The 17,991-nt window shown below is 42.5% G+C and carries 21 protein-coding genes and 2 tRNA genes; 10 read left to right on the forward strand and 13 right to left on the reverse strand.

Features of this window, described 5'->3' with window-relative positions; all coding sequences use genetic code 11:
* Positions 1 to 13 precede the first annotated feature (13 nt).
* The 3 genes from licT to JOD82_RS19385 all read right to left on the reverse strand — a co-directional run bounded on the left by licT (position 14) and on the right by JOD82_RS19385 (position 1,837).
* Positions 14 to 871, reverse strand: a complete 858-nt coding sequence (licT, locus tag JOD82_RS19375) for a BglG family transcription antiterminator LicT (RefSeq protein ID WP_209949822.1) — start codon at positions 869 to 871, stop codon at positions 14 to 16.
* A 247-nt stretch (positions 872 to 1,118) separates the two neighbouring features.
* Complete coding sequence (locus JOD82_RS19380; RefSeq protein ID WP_069012182.1) at positions 1,119 to 1,454, reverse strand: carboxymuconolactone decarboxylase family protein; 336 nt, start codon at positions 1,452 to 1,454, stop codon at positions 1,119 to 1,121.
* Positions 1,451 to 1,837 (reverse strand): tautomerase family protein, encoded by a 387-nt coding sequence (locus tag JOD82_RS19385; RefSeq protein ID WP_209949823.1) that lies wholly within the window; start codon positions 1,835 to 1,837, stop codon positions 1,451 to 1,453. The genes JOD82_RS19380 and JOD82_RS19385 overlap by 4 nt, the downstream gene beginning before the upstream one ends.
* A 111-nt stretch (positions 1,838 to 1,948) precedes the next feature.
* On the opposite strand from JOD82_RS19385, the gene JOD82_RS19390 reads away from it, so the two are divergent.
* Positions 1,949 to 2,824 carry a LysR family transcriptional regulator gene (locus JOD82_RS19390; protein WP_209949824.1) on the forward strand — a complete coding sequence of 292 codons (876 nt, stop codon included), beginning with the start codon at positions 1,949 to 1,951 and terminating at the stop codon, positions 2,822 to 2,824.
* A 150-nt stretch (positions 2,825 to 2,974) separates the two neighbouring features.
* On the opposite strand, the gene JOD82_RS19395 is transcribed toward JOD82_RS19390, so the two are convergent.
* The 4 genes from JOD82_RS19395 to JOD82_RS19410 all read right to left on the reverse strand — a co-directional run bounded on the left by JOD82_RS19395 (position 2,975) and on the right by JOD82_RS19410 (position 8,121).
* On the reverse strand, positions 2,975 to 4,903 hold the full coding sequence (locus JOD82_RS19395) for a PTS fructose transporter subunit IIABC (protein WP_209949825.1): 1,929 nt from the start codon (positions 4,901 to 4,903) through the stop codon (positions 2,975 to 2,977).
* A 67-nt stretch (positions 4,904 to 4,970) separates the two neighbouring features.
* Positions 4,971 to 5,882: a 1-phosphofructokinase gene (pfkB, locus tag JOD82_RS19400; protein WP_039269926.1), complete on the reverse strand. Its 912-nt coding sequence runs from the start codon at positions 5,880 to 5,882 to the stop codon at positions 4,971 to 4,973.
* A 2-nt stretch (positions 5,883 to 5,884) separates the two neighbouring features.
* A complete protein-coding gene (locus JOD82_RS19405; protein WP_209949826.1) occupies positions 5,885 to 6,631 on the reverse strand; it encodes a DeoR/GlpR family DNA-binding transcription regulator in 747 nt (248 codons plus the stop codon).
* A 407-nt stretch (positions 6,632 to 7,038) separates the two neighbouring features.
* The gene (locus tag JOD82_RS19410; RefSeq protein WP_209949827.1) at positions 7,039 to 8,121 is read right to left on the reverse strand and encodes an ankyrin repeat domain-containing protein; all 1,083 of its coding nucleotides are present in this window, start codon (positions 8,119 to 8,121) and stop codon (positions 7,039 to 7,041) included.
* A 201-nt stretch (positions 8,122 to 8,322) separates the two neighbouring features.
* On the opposite strand from JOD82_RS19410, the gene JOD82_RS19415 reads away from it, so the two are divergent.
* The 4 genes from JOD82_RS19415 to JOD82_RS19430 all read left to right on the forward strand — a co-directional run bounded on the left by JOD82_RS19415 (position 8,323) and on the right by JOD82_RS19430 (position 11,612).
* Positions 8,323 to 8,997: a Crp/Fnr family transcriptional regulator gene (locus JOD82_RS19415; RefSeq protein WP_209949828.1), complete on the forward strand. Its 675-nt coding sequence runs from the start codon at positions 8,323 to 8,325 to the stop codon at positions 8,995 to 8,997.
* Positions 8,998 to 9,073: 76 nt separating this feature from the next.
* Positions 9,074 to 9,886: a DNA alkylation repair protein gene (locus JOD82_RS19420; RefSeq protein ID WP_069012186.1), complete on the forward strand. Its 813-nt coding sequence runs from the start codon at positions 9,074 to 9,076 to the stop codon at positions 9,884 to 9,886.
* A gap of 88 nt (positions 9,887 to 9,974) precedes the next feature.
* Positions 9,975 to 10,364 carry a DUF4183 domain-containing protein gene (locus JOD82_RS19425; protein ID WP_245249091.1) on the forward strand — a complete coding sequence of 130 codons (390 nt, stop codon included), beginning with the start codon at positions 9,975 to 9,977 and terminating at the stop codon, positions 10,362 to 10,364.
* 111 nt (positions 10,365 to 10,475) lie between these two features.
* Positions 10,476 to 11,612 carry a hypothetical protein gene (locus JOD82_RS19430; RefSeq protein ID WP_069012187.1) on the forward strand — a complete coding sequence of 379 codons (1,137 nt, stop codon included), beginning with the start codon at positions 10,476 to 10,478 and terminating at the stop codon, positions 11,610 to 11,612.
* 127 nt (positions 11,613 to 11,739) lie between these two features.
* On the opposite strand, the gene JOD82_RS29295 is transcribed toward JOD82_RS19430, so the two are convergent.
* The 3 genes from JOD82_RS29295 to JOD82_RS19440 form a co-directional block, all read right to left on the reverse strand.
* Positions 11,740 to 12,300 carry an ABC transporter substrate-binding protein gene (locus tag JOD82_RS29295; protein WP_245249092.1) on the reverse strand — a complete coding sequence of 187 codons (561 nt, stop codon included), beginning with the start codon at positions 12,298 to 12,300 and terminating at the stop codon, positions 11,740 to 11,742.
* Between the two features lie 10 nt (positions 12,301 to 12,310).
* A complete protein-coding gene (locus JOD82_RS29300) occupies positions 12,311 to 12,649 on the reverse strand; it encodes a hypothetical protein (RefSeq protein ID WP_245249093.1) in 339 nt (112 codons plus the stop codon).
* A 356-nt stretch (positions 12,650 to 13,005) separates the two neighbouring features.
* Positions 13,006 to 13,884: a radical SAM/SPASM domain-containing protein gene (locus tag JOD82_RS19440; RefSeq protein WP_049816948.1), complete on the reverse strand. Its 879-nt coding sequence runs from the start codon at positions 13,882 to 13,884 to the stop codon at positions 13,006 to 13,008.
* Positions 13,885 to 14,112: 228 nt separating this feature from the next.
* Between JOD82_RS19440 and JOD82_RS29305 the strand changes: the two genes are divergently transcribed.
* The 4 genes from JOD82_RS29305 to JOD82_RS19455 are packed head-to-tail and all read left to right on the forward strand — an operon-like array spanning position 14,113 to position 16,541.
* Positions 14,113 to 14,223 carry a MerR family transcriptional regulator gene (locus tag JOD82_RS29305; protein WP_245249094.1) on the forward strand — a complete coding sequence of 37 codons (111 nt, stop codon included), beginning with the start codon at positions 14,113 to 14,115 and terminating at the stop codon, positions 14,221 to 14,223.
* Between the two features lie 16 nt (positions 14,224 to 14,239).
* Entirely contained in the window at positions 14,240 to 14,872 is a 633-nt protein-coding gene (locus tag JOD82_RS19445; RefSeq protein WP_245249095.1) for a MerR family transcriptional regulator, read from the forward strand.
* A gap of 17 nt (positions 14,873 to 14,889) precedes the next feature.
* Positions 14,890 to 15,540: a GNAT family N-acetyltransferase gene (locus JOD82_RS19450; RefSeq protein ID WP_209949829.1), complete on the forward strand. Its 651-nt coding sequence runs from the start codon at positions 14,890 to 14,892 to the stop codon at positions 15,538 to 15,540.
* Complete coding sequence (locus tag JOD82_RS19455) at positions 15,537 to 16,541, forward strand: alpha/beta hydrolase family protein (protein WP_209949830.1); 1,005 nt, start codon at positions 15,537 to 15,539, stop codon at positions 16,539 to 16,541. The genes JOD82_RS19450 and JOD82_RS19455 overlap by 4 nt, the downstream gene beginning before the upstream one ends.
* Before the next feature lie 343 nt (positions 16,542 to 16,884).
* Here JOD82_RS19455 and JOD82_RS19460 read toward each other — a convergent pair.
* The 3 genes from JOD82_RS19460 to nrdR all read right to left on the reverse strand — a co-directional run bounded on the left by JOD82_RS19460 (position 16,885) and on the right by nrdR (position 17,642).
* A tRNA-Lys gene (locus JOD82_RS19460) sits at positions 16,885 to 16,957 on the reverse strand.
* A gap of 12 nt (positions 16,958 to 16,969) precedes the next feature.
* Positions 16,970 to 17,045: transfer RNA gene (locus JOD82_RS19465), tRNA-Ala, on the reverse strand.
* A 129-nt stretch (positions 17,046 to 17,174) separates the two neighbouring features.
* Positions 17,175 to 17,642, reverse strand: coding sequence for a transcriptional regulator NrdR (gene nrdR / locus JOD82_RS19470; protein ID WP_013309614.1), 468 nt, complete (start codon positions 17,640 to 17,642; stop codon positions 17,175 to 17,177).
* A 105-nt stretch (positions 17,643 to 17,747) separates the two neighbouring features.
* Between nrdR and JOD82_RS19475 the strand changes: the two genes are divergently transcribed.
* The gene (locus JOD82_RS19475) at positions 17,748 to 17,972 is read left to right on the forward strand and encodes an alpha/beta-type small acid-soluble spore protein (protein WP_025685069.1); all 225 of its coding nucleotides are present in this window, start codon (positions 17,748 to 17,750) and stop codon (positions 17,970 to 17,972) included.
* The last annotated feature ends 19 nt before the right edge of the window (positions 17,973 to 17,991 follow it).

Consider the following 17,991-nt stretch of genomic DNA (forward strand, 5'->3'; position numbering starts at 1 on the left):
CAAGCTTTTTTTTCTAAGAACTAGCTATATCATTTCTGGAGGTTACACGCTGTATATGAATCGTCAAATACACTTTTTCATCAATCGACATAGCACTTTCATGCTTTAACTCTAAATATTGATTGATTAATTGGGTGCATTGAAAAGCCTTCTCGTATTTATCTTTGACTTGGTCATACAAGAAATTATCCCCTGAAGCTAGTTGTTCTTGTTCATTGCTCAGCAATCGTTGGGCAAAGTACTGCAAATGAGGAATAAACCGGGAATAATTGAACGAAGTTTCATCCAGTGTAATCTCGTAGTAATCGGTTACAATGTTGAAAATGTCATCAATAATCTCGGTAATCTCAACCGTTTGTTTCATTCCCTGACCGTCTTGTCTTGCATTTACAAAATGCATAGCAATAAAGCTTGCTTCATGCTCATCCATTTGGATGCCAAATTGAGCATGGATGATGTCCAATGCATTCATTCCGATCATAAATTCTTTTTTGTAAAATTTTTTAATTTGCCATAACAGTGAATTTTTAAGTCCTACGGATTTTCTGTATCGAGAGATGGCAAATTGAATATGGTCGATCAGAGAAATATAGATATTGTCACTAAAAATATCTCCCATTTCCTTTTTTGCGCTGCCTACAATTTCATCCGCCACCTTTAAATACTCTACAGATGTTTCCCCAATAAGATCTATTAATTTTTGTGGAATTTTATCGGACTTTAATACAAAGGTTTTTTCTATTTTGTCCTCATCGACCCTCTGGCCATTTTTCTTTTTAAAGCCTAGACCATTCCCTATGACAACAAATTCATGACCCACCTGATTTTCGACTCGGATAACATTGTTGTTAAAAATTTGCCGGATGATCATTTATCTGCTCACCTCATTGATGTAATGACAAAGTTTGTAATAACAAAAAAAAAACCAAATAACGACTAAATCAATTAGTCATTATTTGGGTATCGCCTGCTCACCAGTAACAATCCCGAAGGGCACTTCACCCCTCATTCAATTACTCTTACTATACCGCTTTCAATGCAGAATAACAATACAATCATGCCAAAAAACCGCCAAACACTCTGAATCCTTTGTGCTTAGCAGTTTTTTAGGTTCATGCTTAACTTTCTTGCTCTTTGCAAAACACCTCTTTGGCAACCTGAATGGCTGAGGCTGCCCGGGGCCATCCTACATAAAAGGCAAGCTGTGTAATGACTTCAACCAGTTCTTCCTCCGAAATCCCGTTTTCCTTGGCCAGGTTCAGATGATAAGGAAGTTGATTCACATGCTCACCCGCCACCAGAGCAGCAACTGTAATAAAACTCCGTTCCCTAAGAGACAACTCACTTCTTCTCCATACATCTCCAAAAAGAACATCCTCCGTATAGGTTACAAAAGCGGGTGCAAAATCACCTATCGTTTCCCGAACACTCGATTTGATTAATTTATGCTTCATACAATCATCTGGGCAAGTCCATTGCCAAAGGACCAATCCTCTAATTCAGTCTCTACCAGTGTCACAAAAACATCCTCCGGTCGGACTTTACATTCAATAGAGATGAGTTCGGCTAATCTTTGGTAAAAATCCTTTTTTTGTTCCGTAGTTCTACCCGATCCCATCGTAATTTGGATGTACAGCAACTTGTCAGTTCTGGGTACATTCAAATAATCGGGACTATAATAAAACTCGCTTGGCCTATGGGCATGAAAAACCTGAAAGTAATCCTTGGGCGGGACCTGAAAATGTTCGATCAAAGCATTCATGATACAGCGGCTAATGTCAGGCAGCTCTTGCTCTGTGTATTGTTGCTCCATGTAGCCAACTCGTACAAATGGCATGTTCATCTCTCCTATCCGTTGGGATAAGATGATTGTACTCCTCTACCCTTCATCTGTATAATTGAAAATAATCATAAATATATTCAATTTCATCGATGGAGATGAGCAAGCGTGGATCTGAGAGAATTAACTACATTTCGTACCATAATCGAAGAAGGAACGTTTTCAAAAGCTGCTGTCAAATTAAACTACGCTCAGTCTACAGTCACGAACCAAATCCAGAGGCTTGAAAAAGAGCTGGGATTTCAACTTTTTAAAAGGGGCTGGGATGCGGAGTTAACGTCCCCGGGCAAACTATATGCCGAGGAGATAGACGGACTTATTCAGCATTGGAATTTTGTAATGGACCAGGCGAAGTCGCTGAAAAAGGAGGAGATCGGCACGCTCCATATCGGTGTGCTTGAAACGGTAGCGGCTACCTTACTCCCCTTGGCTCTGCAGCAGTTTCGAGAGCATAAACCGAATATTACGTGTCATTTTACAGTTGGAAACACGGATGCACTCGCACATGCTTTGGTGGATGGTAAGCTGGATTTTGCTATCTCTGGGGAACCTCACTCCATTCCTTCCTTACACTTTGAATCCATATATCACGAACACATCGCCTTTATTGTGTCCCGTAATCATCCCTTCGCGGCAAAAAGTGAGCTTCAGCTCGAAGATCTGTACGCGTATCCGCTTATCGTCGGAGGTAAGAACTGCTTGTACCATATACGACTGGAGAAAGAGCTTTCACACTTCCCGTCGATGCCGTTTTTTTATACTGTCAGTCAAATCTCGTCGATCCCCACGTTCGTAAAAACGATTCCTTCAGTTGGAGTGGTTCTATCGTCAATGCCTTTGTCGAAGGAACTGGTCACCGTCCCCCTCCAGTTAACAGACCCTAATATTGCCATTGGGCTATTACAAAACAACCATCACCAGCAGTATATGTCTTCGGCCCGAAAGCTATTTATACAGCTGGTTAAGGAGCTTTGCAGGCTATAGCATCTATGCAAGACTACTAATAAGTTATATCATCTTTGCATAAAGAGAAAGCCGCTAAACACTCAGAAACCTGGTGTTTAGCGGCTTTACTATTTTGAAGGTCTAAGAAAATGTGGCCCTCTCTTTATTTTTATACTCCTATTATAACCGTTATTTCGCTTCAAGCGGTTTTTTCCACAGTCCCAGAATGAGCGCGGAAATTACGGAACCAATCACCACTGCAAGCAAGAACAGCAAAGCATGATTGGCAAGAGCTGCTACAAAAATTCCGCCATGTGGAGCTGGAAGATTGATTTGCCAGAACTGCGTCAGACCACCAGCAATCGCTGAACCCACAATACAAGAGGTTAAGACACGCAGAGGATCAGCAGCTGCGAATGGAATGGCTCCTTCCGTAATGAAGGACAATCCAAGTACATAGTTCGTCAAGCCAGACTTGCGCTCTTGCTCAGTAAACTTATTTTTGAAGAACGTCGAAGCTAATGCGATTGCCAGCGGAGGTACCATGCCGCCCGCCATAACAGCCGCCATCATAGCTCCGTTCGTGTTACCACTGGAAGTAAAGACACCGATCGAAAATGCGTAAGCTGCTTTGTTGAAAGGTCCACCCATGTCAATCGACATCATTCCGCCCAGGATCAGACCCAAAATAACTGCATTACCTGTTCCTAAATTGTTCAGAACGTTGACAAGCCACGTATTAATACCACCGAAAATTGGATCAAACAGGTAGAACATAATCGCGCCTGTAATTAGGAGTCCGAATACCGGGTATAACAAGATTGGTTTTAAACCATCCAGCGTTTTTGGTAGACCTGCAAAAGCTTTACGCAGGAAGATCACCACATAACCAGCCAGGAAACCTGCTGCCAGACCGCCAAGGAAACCTGCATTGGAGTTTACAGCCATCAGACCCCCAACCATACCTGGCATCAGTGCCGGGCGGTCTCCAATACTCATCGCGATAAATCCGGCCAGTATCGGAATCAGGAAGTGGAACGCACCTGTTCCGCCGCCAATCGTTTGTAACAGTTGGAAGAATACATTATCTTCTCCCGCTACCTGTTCAATCAAGAAGGAAATGGCTAGCAAGATCCCCCCGCCTACAACGAATGGCAGCATATGAGAAATACCGTTCATTAAATCCTTGTAGATTTTACTGCCTACGCTGCTCTTCTCCGCTTTTGACTCTTCAGCGCTGCCATTACCTTCACTACGATAAATTGGCGCATCGCCGTTCAGCGCTTTGCGGATCAGTTCCTCAGATTTACGAATACCGTCACTTACCGGTCTTTGTAATACAGGTTTACCGTCAAATCTGGCCATTTCAACCTTCTTGTCAGCTGCGACGATTACTCCTTTGGCACGACGAATTTCATCCGCTGTCAGTACGTTTTGTGCGCCTTCCGAGCCATTCGTCTCTACACGGATATTTACACCCATTTCTTTCGCTTTCTTAATAAGAGCATCTTCAGCCATAAACGTGTGTGCAATGCCTGTAGGACAAGCGGTCACTGCAACCACAAACTCGTCAGAATTCGGATTGCCAATGATAACGTCTGGCGTTTGCTGCGCTTTGGCAGCCTCTTTCTTAGCCTCTTTTGCTTTTTTGGCAGCTTCTTCTTCCGCCTGCTTGGTATCAAACAGCACAGATACTTCATCCGGTGTTTGCGTTTTCATAAGGTTCCCGATAAAATCGGTATCAATTAAGAGCCGGGAAAGGGCTGCCAGTGTGCGAAGATGCGTATTTGCTGCTCCCTCTGGAGCCGCAATCATAAAGAACACTTTTGCCGGCTCACCGTCCAACGATTCGAATTCTACGCCTTTACTGCTTTTGGCGAAAACGACAGTCGCTTCATTCACAGCTTTGGTCTTGGCATGCGGCATCGCAATGCCGCCGCCGATTCCAGTGCTGGACTCTGCTTCACGTTTGTAAATCATTTCTTTAAACAAAGCACGGTCATTAATACGTCCACTTGCTTCAAGGCTAGCAATGAGTTCCTCAATCGCTTCGTCTTTTGTCGTCGCCTGCAGGTCCATGATCATCGTTTCTTTAATCATCAGGTCTGTTATTCTCATTTTTCACACTCTCCTAAGTTCGGTCAGCGTGTCGATACACGCATAATAAGCTCATGATGCAGCCGGATTACCGTTTTGAAATCGTGACTTGCGGCCGTAATTGTTCAATTTTCTCTCTAGTAGCCAGATCATCGGAAAACGCAGTTGCGCTTCCGGATGCCACTCCTGCACGGAATGCTTCGATCGGATCGCCATGAAGAGCCAGCGTACCCACGAATCCAGCAATCATTGAATCACCTGCGCCTACAGAATTTTTAACCGTTCCTGCTGGTACATTTGCGTGATACACTTCATCTGCCGTAATGAACAAAGCCCCTTCTCCTGCCATGGAAATCAGTACATTTTTTGCACCTGCTTCCAGCAGCTTACGACCGTAAGTGACGATCTCCTCCTTTGAATGAATAGTTACGCCAAACAACTCAGCCAACTCGTGGTGATTTGGCTTGATGAGCAGCGGTTTATGAACCAGTGCCTTCATCAGCGCCTCACCTGTGGTGTCGATGACGAATTCAGCCCCAGTTTGCTGGCATACGCTAATCAGCCGATCATAGAAGTCTCCTCCAAGTGACGGCGGGATACTTCCCGACAAGACGACAATGTCATTTTTCTGGAGTCCGGCCAGCTTTTGCACCAACGCATCGGCCTCTTGCTCACGAATCACAGGTCCCAAACCGTTAATTTCCGTTTCATCGCCATGCTTGAGTTTAATGTTAATCCGTGTGTCATCTTCGATCATTACAAAATCAGTTTTAATGGATTCTTCCCGCAATGTATCGTCGATAAACCTGCCTGTGAATCCTCCTAGAAAGCCGATCGCCGTACTATCTGCTCCCAGCTGGTTTAGTACACGTGATACATTAATTCCTTTACCACCTGGCAATTTTAAATCACGTTTCATCCGGTTCAAATCACCAAGCTTCAAATCGTCAACTTCCACGATATAATCAATGGAAGGGTTCAGCGTTACTGTATATATCATTGTTATCCCTCGATTATCTTAGTTTTCTGAGCGATGGATCGGCGTGAGCGTTCTGGCATCGATTCAGTAATAAGTATAGCTTCCTTGAGCTCGAACAGTTTGGCGAAGGTTACTTCTCCAATTTTGCTGGAATCGGCCAACACATACGTTTTGCCTGACAACTGATGGGCTCGCCGCTTGATTAGCGCCTCTTCAGGATCAGGAGTCGTATACCCCATTTCCATATCCACCCCGTTCGTTCCTAGAAAGCACTTGTCGAATCGAAAATTGTCCAAATTTTGTAGGGCAATACTGCCAATTACGGCTTTGGTATGAATTTTCATCATCCCTCCCAGTAGATAGCTTCTGATTCTTTTACTTACCAGTGCTTCTACGTGGGATAGTCCATTCGTCACGACCGTCACGTCTTTAGCTTCAATGTAAGGAATCATCGCCATCGTTGTTGTTCCCGCATCCAGATAAATACATTCGCCATCCAAAATTTCTTTGGCTGCTATACGGGCAACTGCATTTTTTTGTTGAACGTTTTTGAATGTTTTTTCTTCCATGCCAGGTTCCTGACTTTTCTGATTCAGTAAGGTTGCCCCACCATGAATCCGTTTTAGCAACTGACGGCCCTCAAGATCTATCAAATCGCGCCGAATTGTTGATTCAGAAGCTCCCAACAGATCAGCCAATTCCTGCAACTTTACAACACCACGTTCTTGTAAGCGCTGTATTATTAACTTGTATCTTTCCTCCGTCAGCATCTTCATTCCCCCAACTGTTTATATCGTACCACAAACCTGATAAAAAACAATCATTTTTCTCCAAAAAGATTCAAAAAAATTCATTCCAACTTCATTTTTTTACAAAATGGTGAATTCCCGCTCTAATCGACATGATTGCGTTTACATTTTAAAGAAAATTCATCTACTTTTATGTAAATTCATTCTTCTTACATAGGAATTCAGCAGTAAACGTTCAAAAACGTTCTAAAGCTTCCATCAGTACTATTTTACCATTATGCGCACAATTCGTCCCAATTTCCCTGAAACCTCATTCAGCTCATACGTAACCATTCCTGATGAGCATTAGGCACCTGTGTACACTAGCGCTGTATTTTAAAATAACAAGAGCCATGACTGCGTGCATACCGCATCCATGGCTCACCTCGTTATGATAAATATTCACCCTCAATAATCTTCTCCAGGTAATCTTCCGGCTGTGCAAGAAACTCAGCAAAGCTGCACACATCCGCATATTCCTCATGCTCCTCGTCATAATAACCCAGGCACTTCTGCTTCGGATTCCACACCAATATAATATCCGAGTAATTATCTACGTTTAGAGACAGACGCAACAGCTTTTGCCGACCTACCTTCATCTCAACCGTATCGATAATTGAAAAGAACTCAACAAATTGAATATCGAGATCATTTTCTGGCAGGTTCACACGGAGTTGATTCCCTGTCAGAAAGGCTATTAAATCCTTCGGAAGCTTGTAGCTTTTCAAAGCATGTCGTTTATTTTCCAGATTATGAAATGCCGGAGGCTCTACAGACTTTAAATACTCAGCCATTTCTACGTTTTTATTACTTAGTGCAATTGTATATGCCCGTTCTCCATCTTTTTCTGCCAGCGTCACATCAGCGCCTTGCTGAACCAAATACTTCACCATCGCAAAATCGTTGTTGCGTGCCGCCACTGTCAAAGGCGTGGCTTTATAAGGATATACCATAGTAGGGGCATTGAAATTAATATCTACGCCATGTTCCAATAGTAATGCTACTGTTTTTAGGTCATGCTTACTAACTGCGTTGCGGAGTGTTGCTCCAGCATATTGCTTCATATCGAGGCCCAGCTCATGGATAAGCAGCATATTGCTTTTGTTACCGTAGTAGGCTTGCTCATAGGCACCGGATTTGACATGATTTTTGCCATCCAGCTTGGCACCATGGGCCACCACATAGCGGACAATCTCTTCTGAGCAGTAGCGAACAGCTGTTAAAAATGCAGGGCGATCTTTTGCATTGAGTTGAACTCCCTGCTCCACCAACAGCTTTAACACGTCCATTCGCTGAGAAATAAGCGCAAGGTCTAATGGACTTAACGTCGTATGTTTGCTGAGTTTAAATTCTTGTTCTATATCCCAGCCTTCGGTCAGCGCTTGGCGTAATGCCGATATATTGCCTTCTACAATATGCATTGCGATTTCGGGAAGAACGTCAAATTTGCCAATATCTTTTAATTGGATCATTGTATACCCTCACTCTTTATGTATCTATTATCATGCAAATCTATTTTATACCAATCTCCCCTTTACATAAATCCGCCTGACTTCCCAGTTTATTTGCTCACTTTTAATGCAAACAAGTGAGTAATAGAGGTCAAAATACCTTATAGAAGCTATAATTGTATTATGATTCTGTATACCCTGTGCAACCGAAAAGGAGAACATATGAATAGCATTCAATATTTGTCCCAATTTAATTTGCTTCATAGTCTCTCATTAGAAGATTTAATTGAAATGGATCAAATGACCTCCATTACGACTATACCGAAAAGAAACTTTATACAAACTCCAGAGACCTTTTCCGAGGGACTTTATTTTGTGAAAAAGGGCAAAGTACGTCTATATAAGCTAAATGCTGACGGGAAGCAATTTACTTTGGATATCCTCCGCGAGGGAAATGTATTTGGTGAAATGGATATGATTTCACTAGGAACAAGGGAGATGTATATAGAAACGATAGAAGAATGCGATATCTGCCGTATGGACAAAGACCGATTCGAGCATTTTTTAATAGAACATCCCAGGTTCATGATGAACATGATCAAGGTGTTAAGTGACCGAATTTCAGGAATGAGCAGTCTGGCCCAGCATTTAGCTTTGGGAAATTTACAGGATAAAATTTTGTATATTCTTCTGAAATTGTCCGATCAGTTCGCCCTCCAAAGCCGTGATGAGTATTGCAAAATCAATTTCCCTCTCTCTCATCAAGAAATTGCGAATCTGGTCGGGGCCACCCGTGAGGCTGTAACAGCTGCTCTTCAGGAGCTTGTCAAAGAAAAGGTCATTAAAACCGGCTTTAAGACGATTTACATCCATCGCGAAAAGTTAGTGAAGTTGTAAACTACATTACATCTATACTCCAACCCAAAAAAGTATCGTATACCTATCAGACAATTTACGATATGGAGTGGATGAAATGTTACAACGAAAAGGTGCTCGCAAAGGGTCAGATATTCCTAGTGATGTGCTTCAGCTGCTACAGCAAGGGCGGCTTCAGACGGTGAATCTCACCGAATGGCTGGCTGTCGATCATGTTGTACTATTACAAAATACTCTTGATGAATTTGGCTTGCAGCAATCATCCGATGTCTTCCTGACCGAATTGAATGAGCTGAAGGAAAAGAAGATCATGAAAATGATACCCGCAATCGCGCGAGCGTGGCTTCATGTGTTTGAGCAACAAGCGATAGAAGAACGTATTCGCATCTTTGATGCGATGGCCTCGCATCTTTCAGACAGCATTCGCTGCTGGGCTGCCTACATCATCGGGGTTGATCCCTGTTTAAGTGTAGAGGAAAAATTGGCTGGCATTCGCCCCTTTGCAGCGGATTCCCATTTCGGAGTACGTGAAATAGCCTGGATGGCCGTGAGAGAATCCATATCCTTGCAACTGCTTGAAGGGCTTGCCCTGTTAGACAGTTGGGTGCGAGATGAGGATGCTAACATACGTCGTTTTGCCATTGAATTAACCCGACCACAAGGCGTTTGGGCCAAGCACATCCCTGAACTAAAAGAACATCCCGAGTTGGCTCTTCCGCTCTTGGAGGCTGTTCAGTCCGATCCGGTCAAATATGTCCAGGACTCCGTTGGCAATTGGTTGAATGATGCCAGCAAAACCAGCCCGGAATGGGTTCTTCAAGTTTGTAATGCATGGCTGATGGCTTCGGATACTAAAGAAACGAAGCGAATAGTAACCCGGGCCCAAAGAAGCTTGAACAAAGAGAAATAATTAGAAGACTCCTCCCCATCCAATCCATATCTAGAATATTCACATAAACTATGATATTTATCTGGAGTATTAGGAATGAGGAATTCCTATGTCTATTATTCAAATCTATCTGGAAGCAGACAGTATCGTATCTGGAAACATTGCTATCACAACAAGTATCAATGTCACTCCAGTGGTTAATCGTTACACAGCTATTGTCGTGCTTGGTAATATATTTGGTGGAGTGACCACTATCCCAGCACAATATTTCATGAATGATAGTGGTACTTCAGTCGCGACAAACAGTCTTGTTGTTCCGACCAGTAGCGGATACTACAATGTATTTGTAAATGGGACGTTGCAGCGAGGCGGCTTAACAACGCTTTCTGCTACAAACCTAATTATAAATACAGGCCTGATTGTTGGCGCGACAGTAGTCGTTGAAGTTATTAATTTCAACTCTAGTGCCTCCTCAACCTCTGTCAACAATGTTCAGTAACGACTACCATAAGCGACTGAGCTACGTAAAACAGGACAAACGCCTCTTTTTTATAATTTTATAAAAGGGTAAAATTTCCTTTGTAAATATGAAACAGAGGGAGTTATTTCCATGAAATTCAATTTTGCGCATTTCCGATTTTATGTTATTGCACTGATCGCAGTGCTCATGCTTACCAGCTGCACCTCAAAAAATGCTGCAACTGCAGTCCAAACAAATTCTGATGTAGACAATGCGACTCATAGTACAACAGTTGTAGACAAAGAAAGTCAGCCTGTTCTACCCGTCACAGAGTCGCTGCCTCATACCGTTACCTCGGATAAGGATCTTGTGGCTCTTACCATTCCCGCTGGCTGGCGTAAATTTAAACAGGGACAACTGGATTCGGTGCTTAGTGTTTGTGACAAAGAAAAAAAGAATGTAGGTCTGGTTTTCCGTGTCCCCAAGTCAGCTTTTGCAAATAATATGACGCTCGACGAATTCGTACAGCAACGTGAAGAAATCTCCGCATTGGGCCTAGAAAACTTTAAGGCTGTGGATACTACCCCAATCCAGATTGATTCCACAACCGCCAGAACAGCCGATTATAGCGGGAAATACAATGGCCAACAGGTCTATTACTTCAGTGCCATGTTAGAGAGTAAGCAGCACTATCTTCAAGTATTAATCTATTCAAGGGGAGGCTCTGCAGTAGAACAACATCACGAATTTGCAACTATAGCCAGCTCCTTGAAAGTCTTAAGCGACTCACAAGTTAAGCCAGACCTTCGCTCAACAACTATTTTGAAAACATTTAAAAGTGAAGATGCCACGCAACAAATTCGTCTCCCTTATATATGGAAGACTGGTTTAATTCTTAATCCAGATGCGCTAATTCAAGCTTGGTATGAAAAAAACGATGCATACATGACGATCATCAAGGATTGGAAATCTGAACTGCCGTATGAGAAATCCTCAATGATCACATTAAAAGATTACGCTGAGTTTTCAGCTCAATTAGTACTCAAAAGGTCTGGAAAAGGGATTATTTCGACAGGACCAGTAAAGGTCAATATAAACGGGAATCAAGGCTTGCAATACGAAGTATGGGTAGAGAGTGATAAAGTAAAAATTGTATATCTAATCACTTATTTGGAACATTCCGACTCATTCTCTCAAATTATTTTTTGGACGAGAGCTGATTATTACGATAATCAAAAATCTGAATTTCAAAGATACACCAAAACATACAGAGAAGAAGAAATATAGACATGATAAAATCCGCCAAACACTTAGGAATCTTTGTGTTAAGCGGATTTTGTCTATATGACTATCACAGCTTGAAATTCTAAAAGCTTCCCCTTGTTTAGATAGGAGATGTTACTTGTACATCCTTTTATTTTTTGTGGGCTAATAAGAGATTAACTATGGTATCCAGCTGAAGGCCTTTCCATAGCTCACTATGCAGAATCTGATTAGCCCCTTCATCTTCTGAACCGTATACAAAGATGTGATCTCCCATATACTCGGGTAAAACCTCAAGTGAAATATTTTCAAATCCTTCTTTCATATTCAATGCCTTCTTGGTAGGTGGCAGCTTTAGCATCTGATAAATGGTCGGACTTCCGTAATTGCCGCCTTTCGCTGCCAAAACATATATCGATTTATTGGCGACTTGTACAATTGAAACCGTCTCTCCGTCCTTAACGATACCTTGAATTTTCATTCTGGCCTCTGCAGCTTTCTTCTCGTATTCAGTAATCCACTGCTCGGCTTCTTTCTGCTTGCCAAGGATTTCACTGATTCTACGGAATTTATCCAGTGCTTGCACTGCCGCTTGTCCATCGCTGTTGGATGTTGTCGCTGTATGATTAGCCTTCGTTTGCGAACTTCCATTTGTATTCGTCGGAGCCGAGCAAGCTCCCAGCATCAATGATAAACACAGCATAATCATCATGGCCGTTATTTTAACTCTTCCGTGCATGAGCCTGCGATACAAGGTCGGGCTTAAGAGGTTCGATGCCCTGCCAATACAACTGCTGCAACAACTCGTATACAAATTGATGAAACAAGGCTTTAACATGCAGTTTGCCAAGTCCAGAAGCTCCACGCCATTCTTGCTCCAACAGCTTCACTCTCTCGTACAGGGACAGCGGGTAATGTGGTGCGAAAGCATACTGATTCTGAAAGGGATTTTCCTTTTCCAGCAATTGTGCTATCTCTTTGCGATCAGGCAGGGCCAACGTCGTCCTGTACAAAATGATGTAATATTCAAGCACATCCTCCGCTAGGATACTCAGGCACATTCCTTTTCCGCCATGCAGTACATGGAAACGCTCTATCCTGTGAATACTGTATCCAACCGTACCCGTGCGCTTCCACGCACGGCATATAAGAACGCACTGGCAGGAAGTCGATAGGCTCGAAGCTCCTCTCCTTTTTCGATCTTCCTATGACGAACATCCATCACCTGTATAAAAACATGATTCCACAGCAAAATGTGATCGTATCTCACAAGCAATCGAATATATCCAACTTCCTCTGAATAGTTTAAAACCATTAATTATGTATGTATATATCAAAATATAAGTAAAAAAGCCCTGCAAAAGGGCTATCTTTCTTGCGATTCATTCTACTGTCGATTAAAGCTCTACCTGTATGGCTATGTTCCAAATCGTTTGCGGTACCCGCATTTTCGGCATAACTCTTCTACCGCTTCTCTTTTGGAGAACCCGAAGTACAGACGGTTTGCACGCTCCCCTTCCACAATGTCGGAAAAAGATTGCTCATGCACGTTACCTAAATTAATGACACCTTCTCCATCCAGACAGCAAGGGACCACCGTTCCATCCACCAATATCGCTGCTTGGCTACGGAGTGCATGGCAAAAGCCTTTTCCGTCATCTTCCGGGGCACTGAGGCTCGGCCATTCAAATTCGTGGTCCTGATTCAAATAAACGTTTGGTGCAATTTTGACCCCACTACCCGGTATCACCTTTTCCTCAATCCGATAGTCCAGTCCAAACTCTTGCTCCAGTCGTTCAAGTGTTTCCCGGTTGCGCTGACGCTGCACATTAGTCAAATTATCTTCAGTCAAGTTCCAGAGACGGAACGAAATAATGACATTGTGTTTCACCGCTTCTCTTACAAACGTGAAGATATTACCCAAATATCCTTCTCGATCCACGGAGCCTTCATGTCCGTCAAAACTATGGAGAGAGAAGTTCATCTGACGCAGCGCTGGTTGCCCAAGCAGCTTATGTTCGGTCTTCGGCAGCAAGGTACCATTAGTGGTAATATTGACCTTTAAGCCTTTCTCATGAGCACTTTCCAGTAAAAGATCAATTTTCGGATGGAGCAACGGCTCTCCTTTTACATGCAAATAGATATAATCTGTATGTGGTTTGACCTGATCAAGCACATTTCGAAAGACTTCCGGATCAATAAATTTTTTGACACGCTGTGTTTGAGGACAAAAGCTGCATGCGAGATTGCAAATGCTCGTTATCTCAATGTATACCTTTTTAAAAGTTTTCAACATGATTTCCCCATTCTAACCTTCATCCTGAGCATCTTGTTTATGCTCACTAATCTTATGATTATAACGGGTTATCACCGACAGGTAAACTCTCCAGTCTCCCCCTTGGTGTGGGCATCAAATGCTCGACACCTACGCCTATCCAAGATTGGTTTGATATTTTCTATTGACCCTAGGTCTGACCTAAGGTTTATAGTGGAGTTATTCAAATATCAGTAAGGAGTCCTCTCATTGAAAGAACACATTACGATCAGCCAGCTTGCTCAGCTTATGAATGTATCTGTACATCAACTGCGATATTTTGAAGAAAAGGGAATCCTCTATCCATCACTCACATACTGAAGAAAATCAATATCGGATGTACGGGCTTCATGAGATTTATCAGCTATCGCATATTTTATTACTACGTAAATTAAATGTCCCTGTCGGTCAGATTCAAGAATGTATGACTTCCTATGCTGCCGATGATTATAACCAGCTTTTAGAGCATTCGTTGCAAAAAGTACAAGCTGAAATAGCTAACTTAAAGATGCATGAACAATTTATTCACAAAGTGTTAGAAGAATATAATAATCGGACCCAGCAGGGCGATGAGTATCAAGTCAAACGATTAGGTCCCCGTCATTTAAAGCTATGGTTTGCATTGGAGAATGGTCAAGAGTTCACTGCCGGAAACCTATTTGAACACCGCCCTGCCCCACCTCGATTATTTGAAAATGACCTGCATTACTTGTCTGATGCTGGACAGTTGAAGCTGTGTTATGAAACGGCGGATGTGGCTGACTATATTCTGGAAGAAGGCAACTATCTTTATAAGCATCTTTCCGTCATTGAAGAACCTGAGATTGATTATGAAATCAAACAAATGGAACGATATGTAGCTCATCACCAATATAACTGCCAAAGCAAGATCATTCTAGTAGAAACATCTTATCTTTCGATGTTCGACAACAACAAGCTACAATATGAAATTCAAGTCAAAGTAGAATAAATCTTGGAGGGTGTTACATGAGTGCAAAATCTTTTGACATTGTTGCATACCAAAAACAAGACCATGAAGCTGTTTGCAGTCTTTTAGTCGAATCGTTTAAAGCAAAATTCCAATCTCTTGTTACACTAAAGGATCAAGCTATACAGCAGTTGTTAATGCAGGTTTGGGTTCAAAATCCTTATTCTACATCTATGAAACAATTTGTAGCTAAAGAAAACGAAGAATTTATCGGTGTTCTTTCCCTTAAATGGAAACCCTCCTACTCTTCACTTCCTGAAAAAAACCCCATTTCTTTGACTCCGCTGCTAAAACAGTTTGGTTGTTTCAATGTATTTAAATTTTTGGCAGGTATGCATGCGCTAGAGTATACCCCCGCTGCAAATGAGTGTTACATTGATCATTTGGCGATTCGTTCAAGTCATCGTAATCAGGGAATAGGACGCCATCTTGTAGCTTTCGCACAGCAATTTTCGGTTGAATCTGGTTTTCATGCATTGACGCTTCACGTAGCGCATAAGAACCAAGGGGCTATCCGTTTGTATCACCAACTGGCGTTTGAAGTAAAACAATCCAAATATAATGGGTTACGGCATTTTTGGTTCAAGGAGCCTGTATGGCATCTGATGAGTTGGAAAGAGAACCTGCATTCGAGGAGAGAGCATCATTGAAAAAAACACTCAAGCTTACTTTTGGTATTGCGGCAGCTCTGGCTGTTGCCTTGGTACTCATTGTTCTATATCAAAATTCCTACAAGATGACAGAAGAAAAAATACAAATCACGACACCTAAAGGGCTGTTAACAGGTACATTAACTTTGCCTAAGAACTACTCGGGAAAGGTTGGATTGGTTGTTTTTGTCCATGGGGATGGTCCTATTAATGACACCTATGATGATGGATACAAACCACTGTGGGAAAAGTTCGCTTCCAAGGGTTATGCCTCCTTGTCACTGAATAAGCCCGGTATTAACAGCGCTCCTGGCAACTGGCTCGCCCAAAGCATGGAGGACCGCGCACAGGAGATCCGATATGCAATAGACTGGGCAAGAAGCTTACCTATGATTGATAAGCAAAAAATCGGCCTATGGGGAGCCAGTCAAGCAGGATGGGTCATTCCGAAGATCGTTAAAGAGGAGCATGATATTGCATTCAGCATCCTTGTATCGCCTGCCGTGAACTGGATTTCCCAAGGACAATTTAATACCAGAAAAGAACTGGAGCGAGAAGGAGTTACTCCGCAAGAAATTCAAAAGACATTGAACTACGATCAAAAGATTCTACAGTTACTGAAAAAACAGGCTTCTTATGAAGAATATCTAAGCATAGCTGATCCTGACGATATGATTTCCAAGGAAAGATGGAGCTTTATACGCAAAAATTTTCTGTCTGATTCCACCGAAGAATTAAGTCACTTCCATTCTCCTGTACTCTTGGTTCTGGCTGGAAAAGATATTAATGTTGATGTAAAGGATACCGAGCGAGTCTATCGCCAGAAAATCCCCGCAGAGCTACTGTCCGTGATTCATTTACCTGAAGCCGACCACTCCATGATGGATGAAAAAATCGCGCGTTCAAAATCTCTAACTTTTTTAACAGCCGTATTCGCCCCAAGAAAATTGGTGAATGACGAGTATCTCAAAATTCTTGCCAATTATGTCAGTGATCGTTAAACAATGACGTTTTTTTTCATACTTCTTTTGAATATGCTGATAAAAAATCCATCGAAAGATAAAAGGGTACATTTTTTTTGAGTATACGATTTTCTTAATGCGGTCTACAGACAGTCCGCATTGTTCTGAGAGTTCGTCAATGGGCAGCCCATGTCTGCAAATAACTAGTCCTTGCACTCGTGAATAATGGGTTGCAATTCAAAAAAGACGTCTATTTCCTGTAGGATCTGGTTTCTGTGCAGTCAGTTACGCGCTCATTCCACCCATAACTGTTCCCGGTTAGACTGGGAATAGATCTATAAACGACAAAAAAACGGCATCTCTGCCGTTTTTTCTAAAAAGATGGACTCTCAGGGACTCGAACCCTGGACCAATTGATTAAGAGTCAACTGCTCTACCAACTGAGCTAAGAGTCCATAATAAAATTTTGGTGGAGCCTAGGGGGATCGAACCCCTGACCTCATCGCTGCCAGCGATGCGCTCTCCCAGCTGAGCTAAGGCCCCATCATAAGCAAGTTTTATCAATGTTTCAAGCGACTTCTATATCATATAAAATATTTAACCCTGTGTCAATACTTTTATAAAAAAATATAATTTTCTCCCTTCATGGCCCAGAAAAGATACAGTCAGCGATCAGTCGCTGGCTGTATCTTTAGATAACAGTGTTTTCAGTTCCTTCATAAACATATTGATGTCTTTAAACTGACGATAGACGGACGCAAAACGTACGTAGGCGACTTCATCCACTGGGTAAAGCTGTTCCATGACCAGCTCACCAATCTGCTGGCTATCCACTTCTGTGGCTGCTGTGTTGCGGATAGCGTTCTCCACCTGGGATACGATCATATCCAGTTGCTCGACGGATACTGGACGCTTCTCGCAGGCTCGAATGAGACCGCGCAGCATTTTATCACGACTAAACTCTTCACGGCTGCCGTCTTTTTTGATGACCATGAGAGGGGTTTCCTCCACCATTTCAAAGGTGGTAAAACGCCTGGCACACTGCTCACATTCACGGCGGCGACGGATGGACTTGTTATCATTCGCAGGTCGCGAATCCAGCACTTTCGTGCCATTGTAGGCACAATACGGACATTTCATAATCTCACCACTTTCTTTTTCCAATAAATTTCCGAAGACTTTTAGTAATAATTTTGTCAAAACAGATCATAATATGTTTACCATATCGCGAGGAGGTGAACAACAATGGCACAAGGAAACAATGGCAACTCCAACAATCTGGTAGTCAGCAGATCCTCCGGCGCTCTGGAGCAAATGAAATTTGAAATCGCTCAAGAGTTGGGTATCAGCATTCCTCAAGATGGATACCAAGGTAACATGACTTCCTATGAGAACGGTTCGATCGGGGGCTACATCACAAAACGCCTCGTAACGATCGCCGAACAACAATTGGCAGGTCAATACCAATAATCGCGGTAATAATGCAAAA

This window comes from Paenibacillus sp. 1182 (genome assembly GCF_017833915.1).
Taxonomy (GTDB): domain Bacteria; phylum Bacillota; class Bacilli; order Paenibacillales; family Paenibacillaceae; genus Paenibacillus; species Paenibacillus polymyxa_D.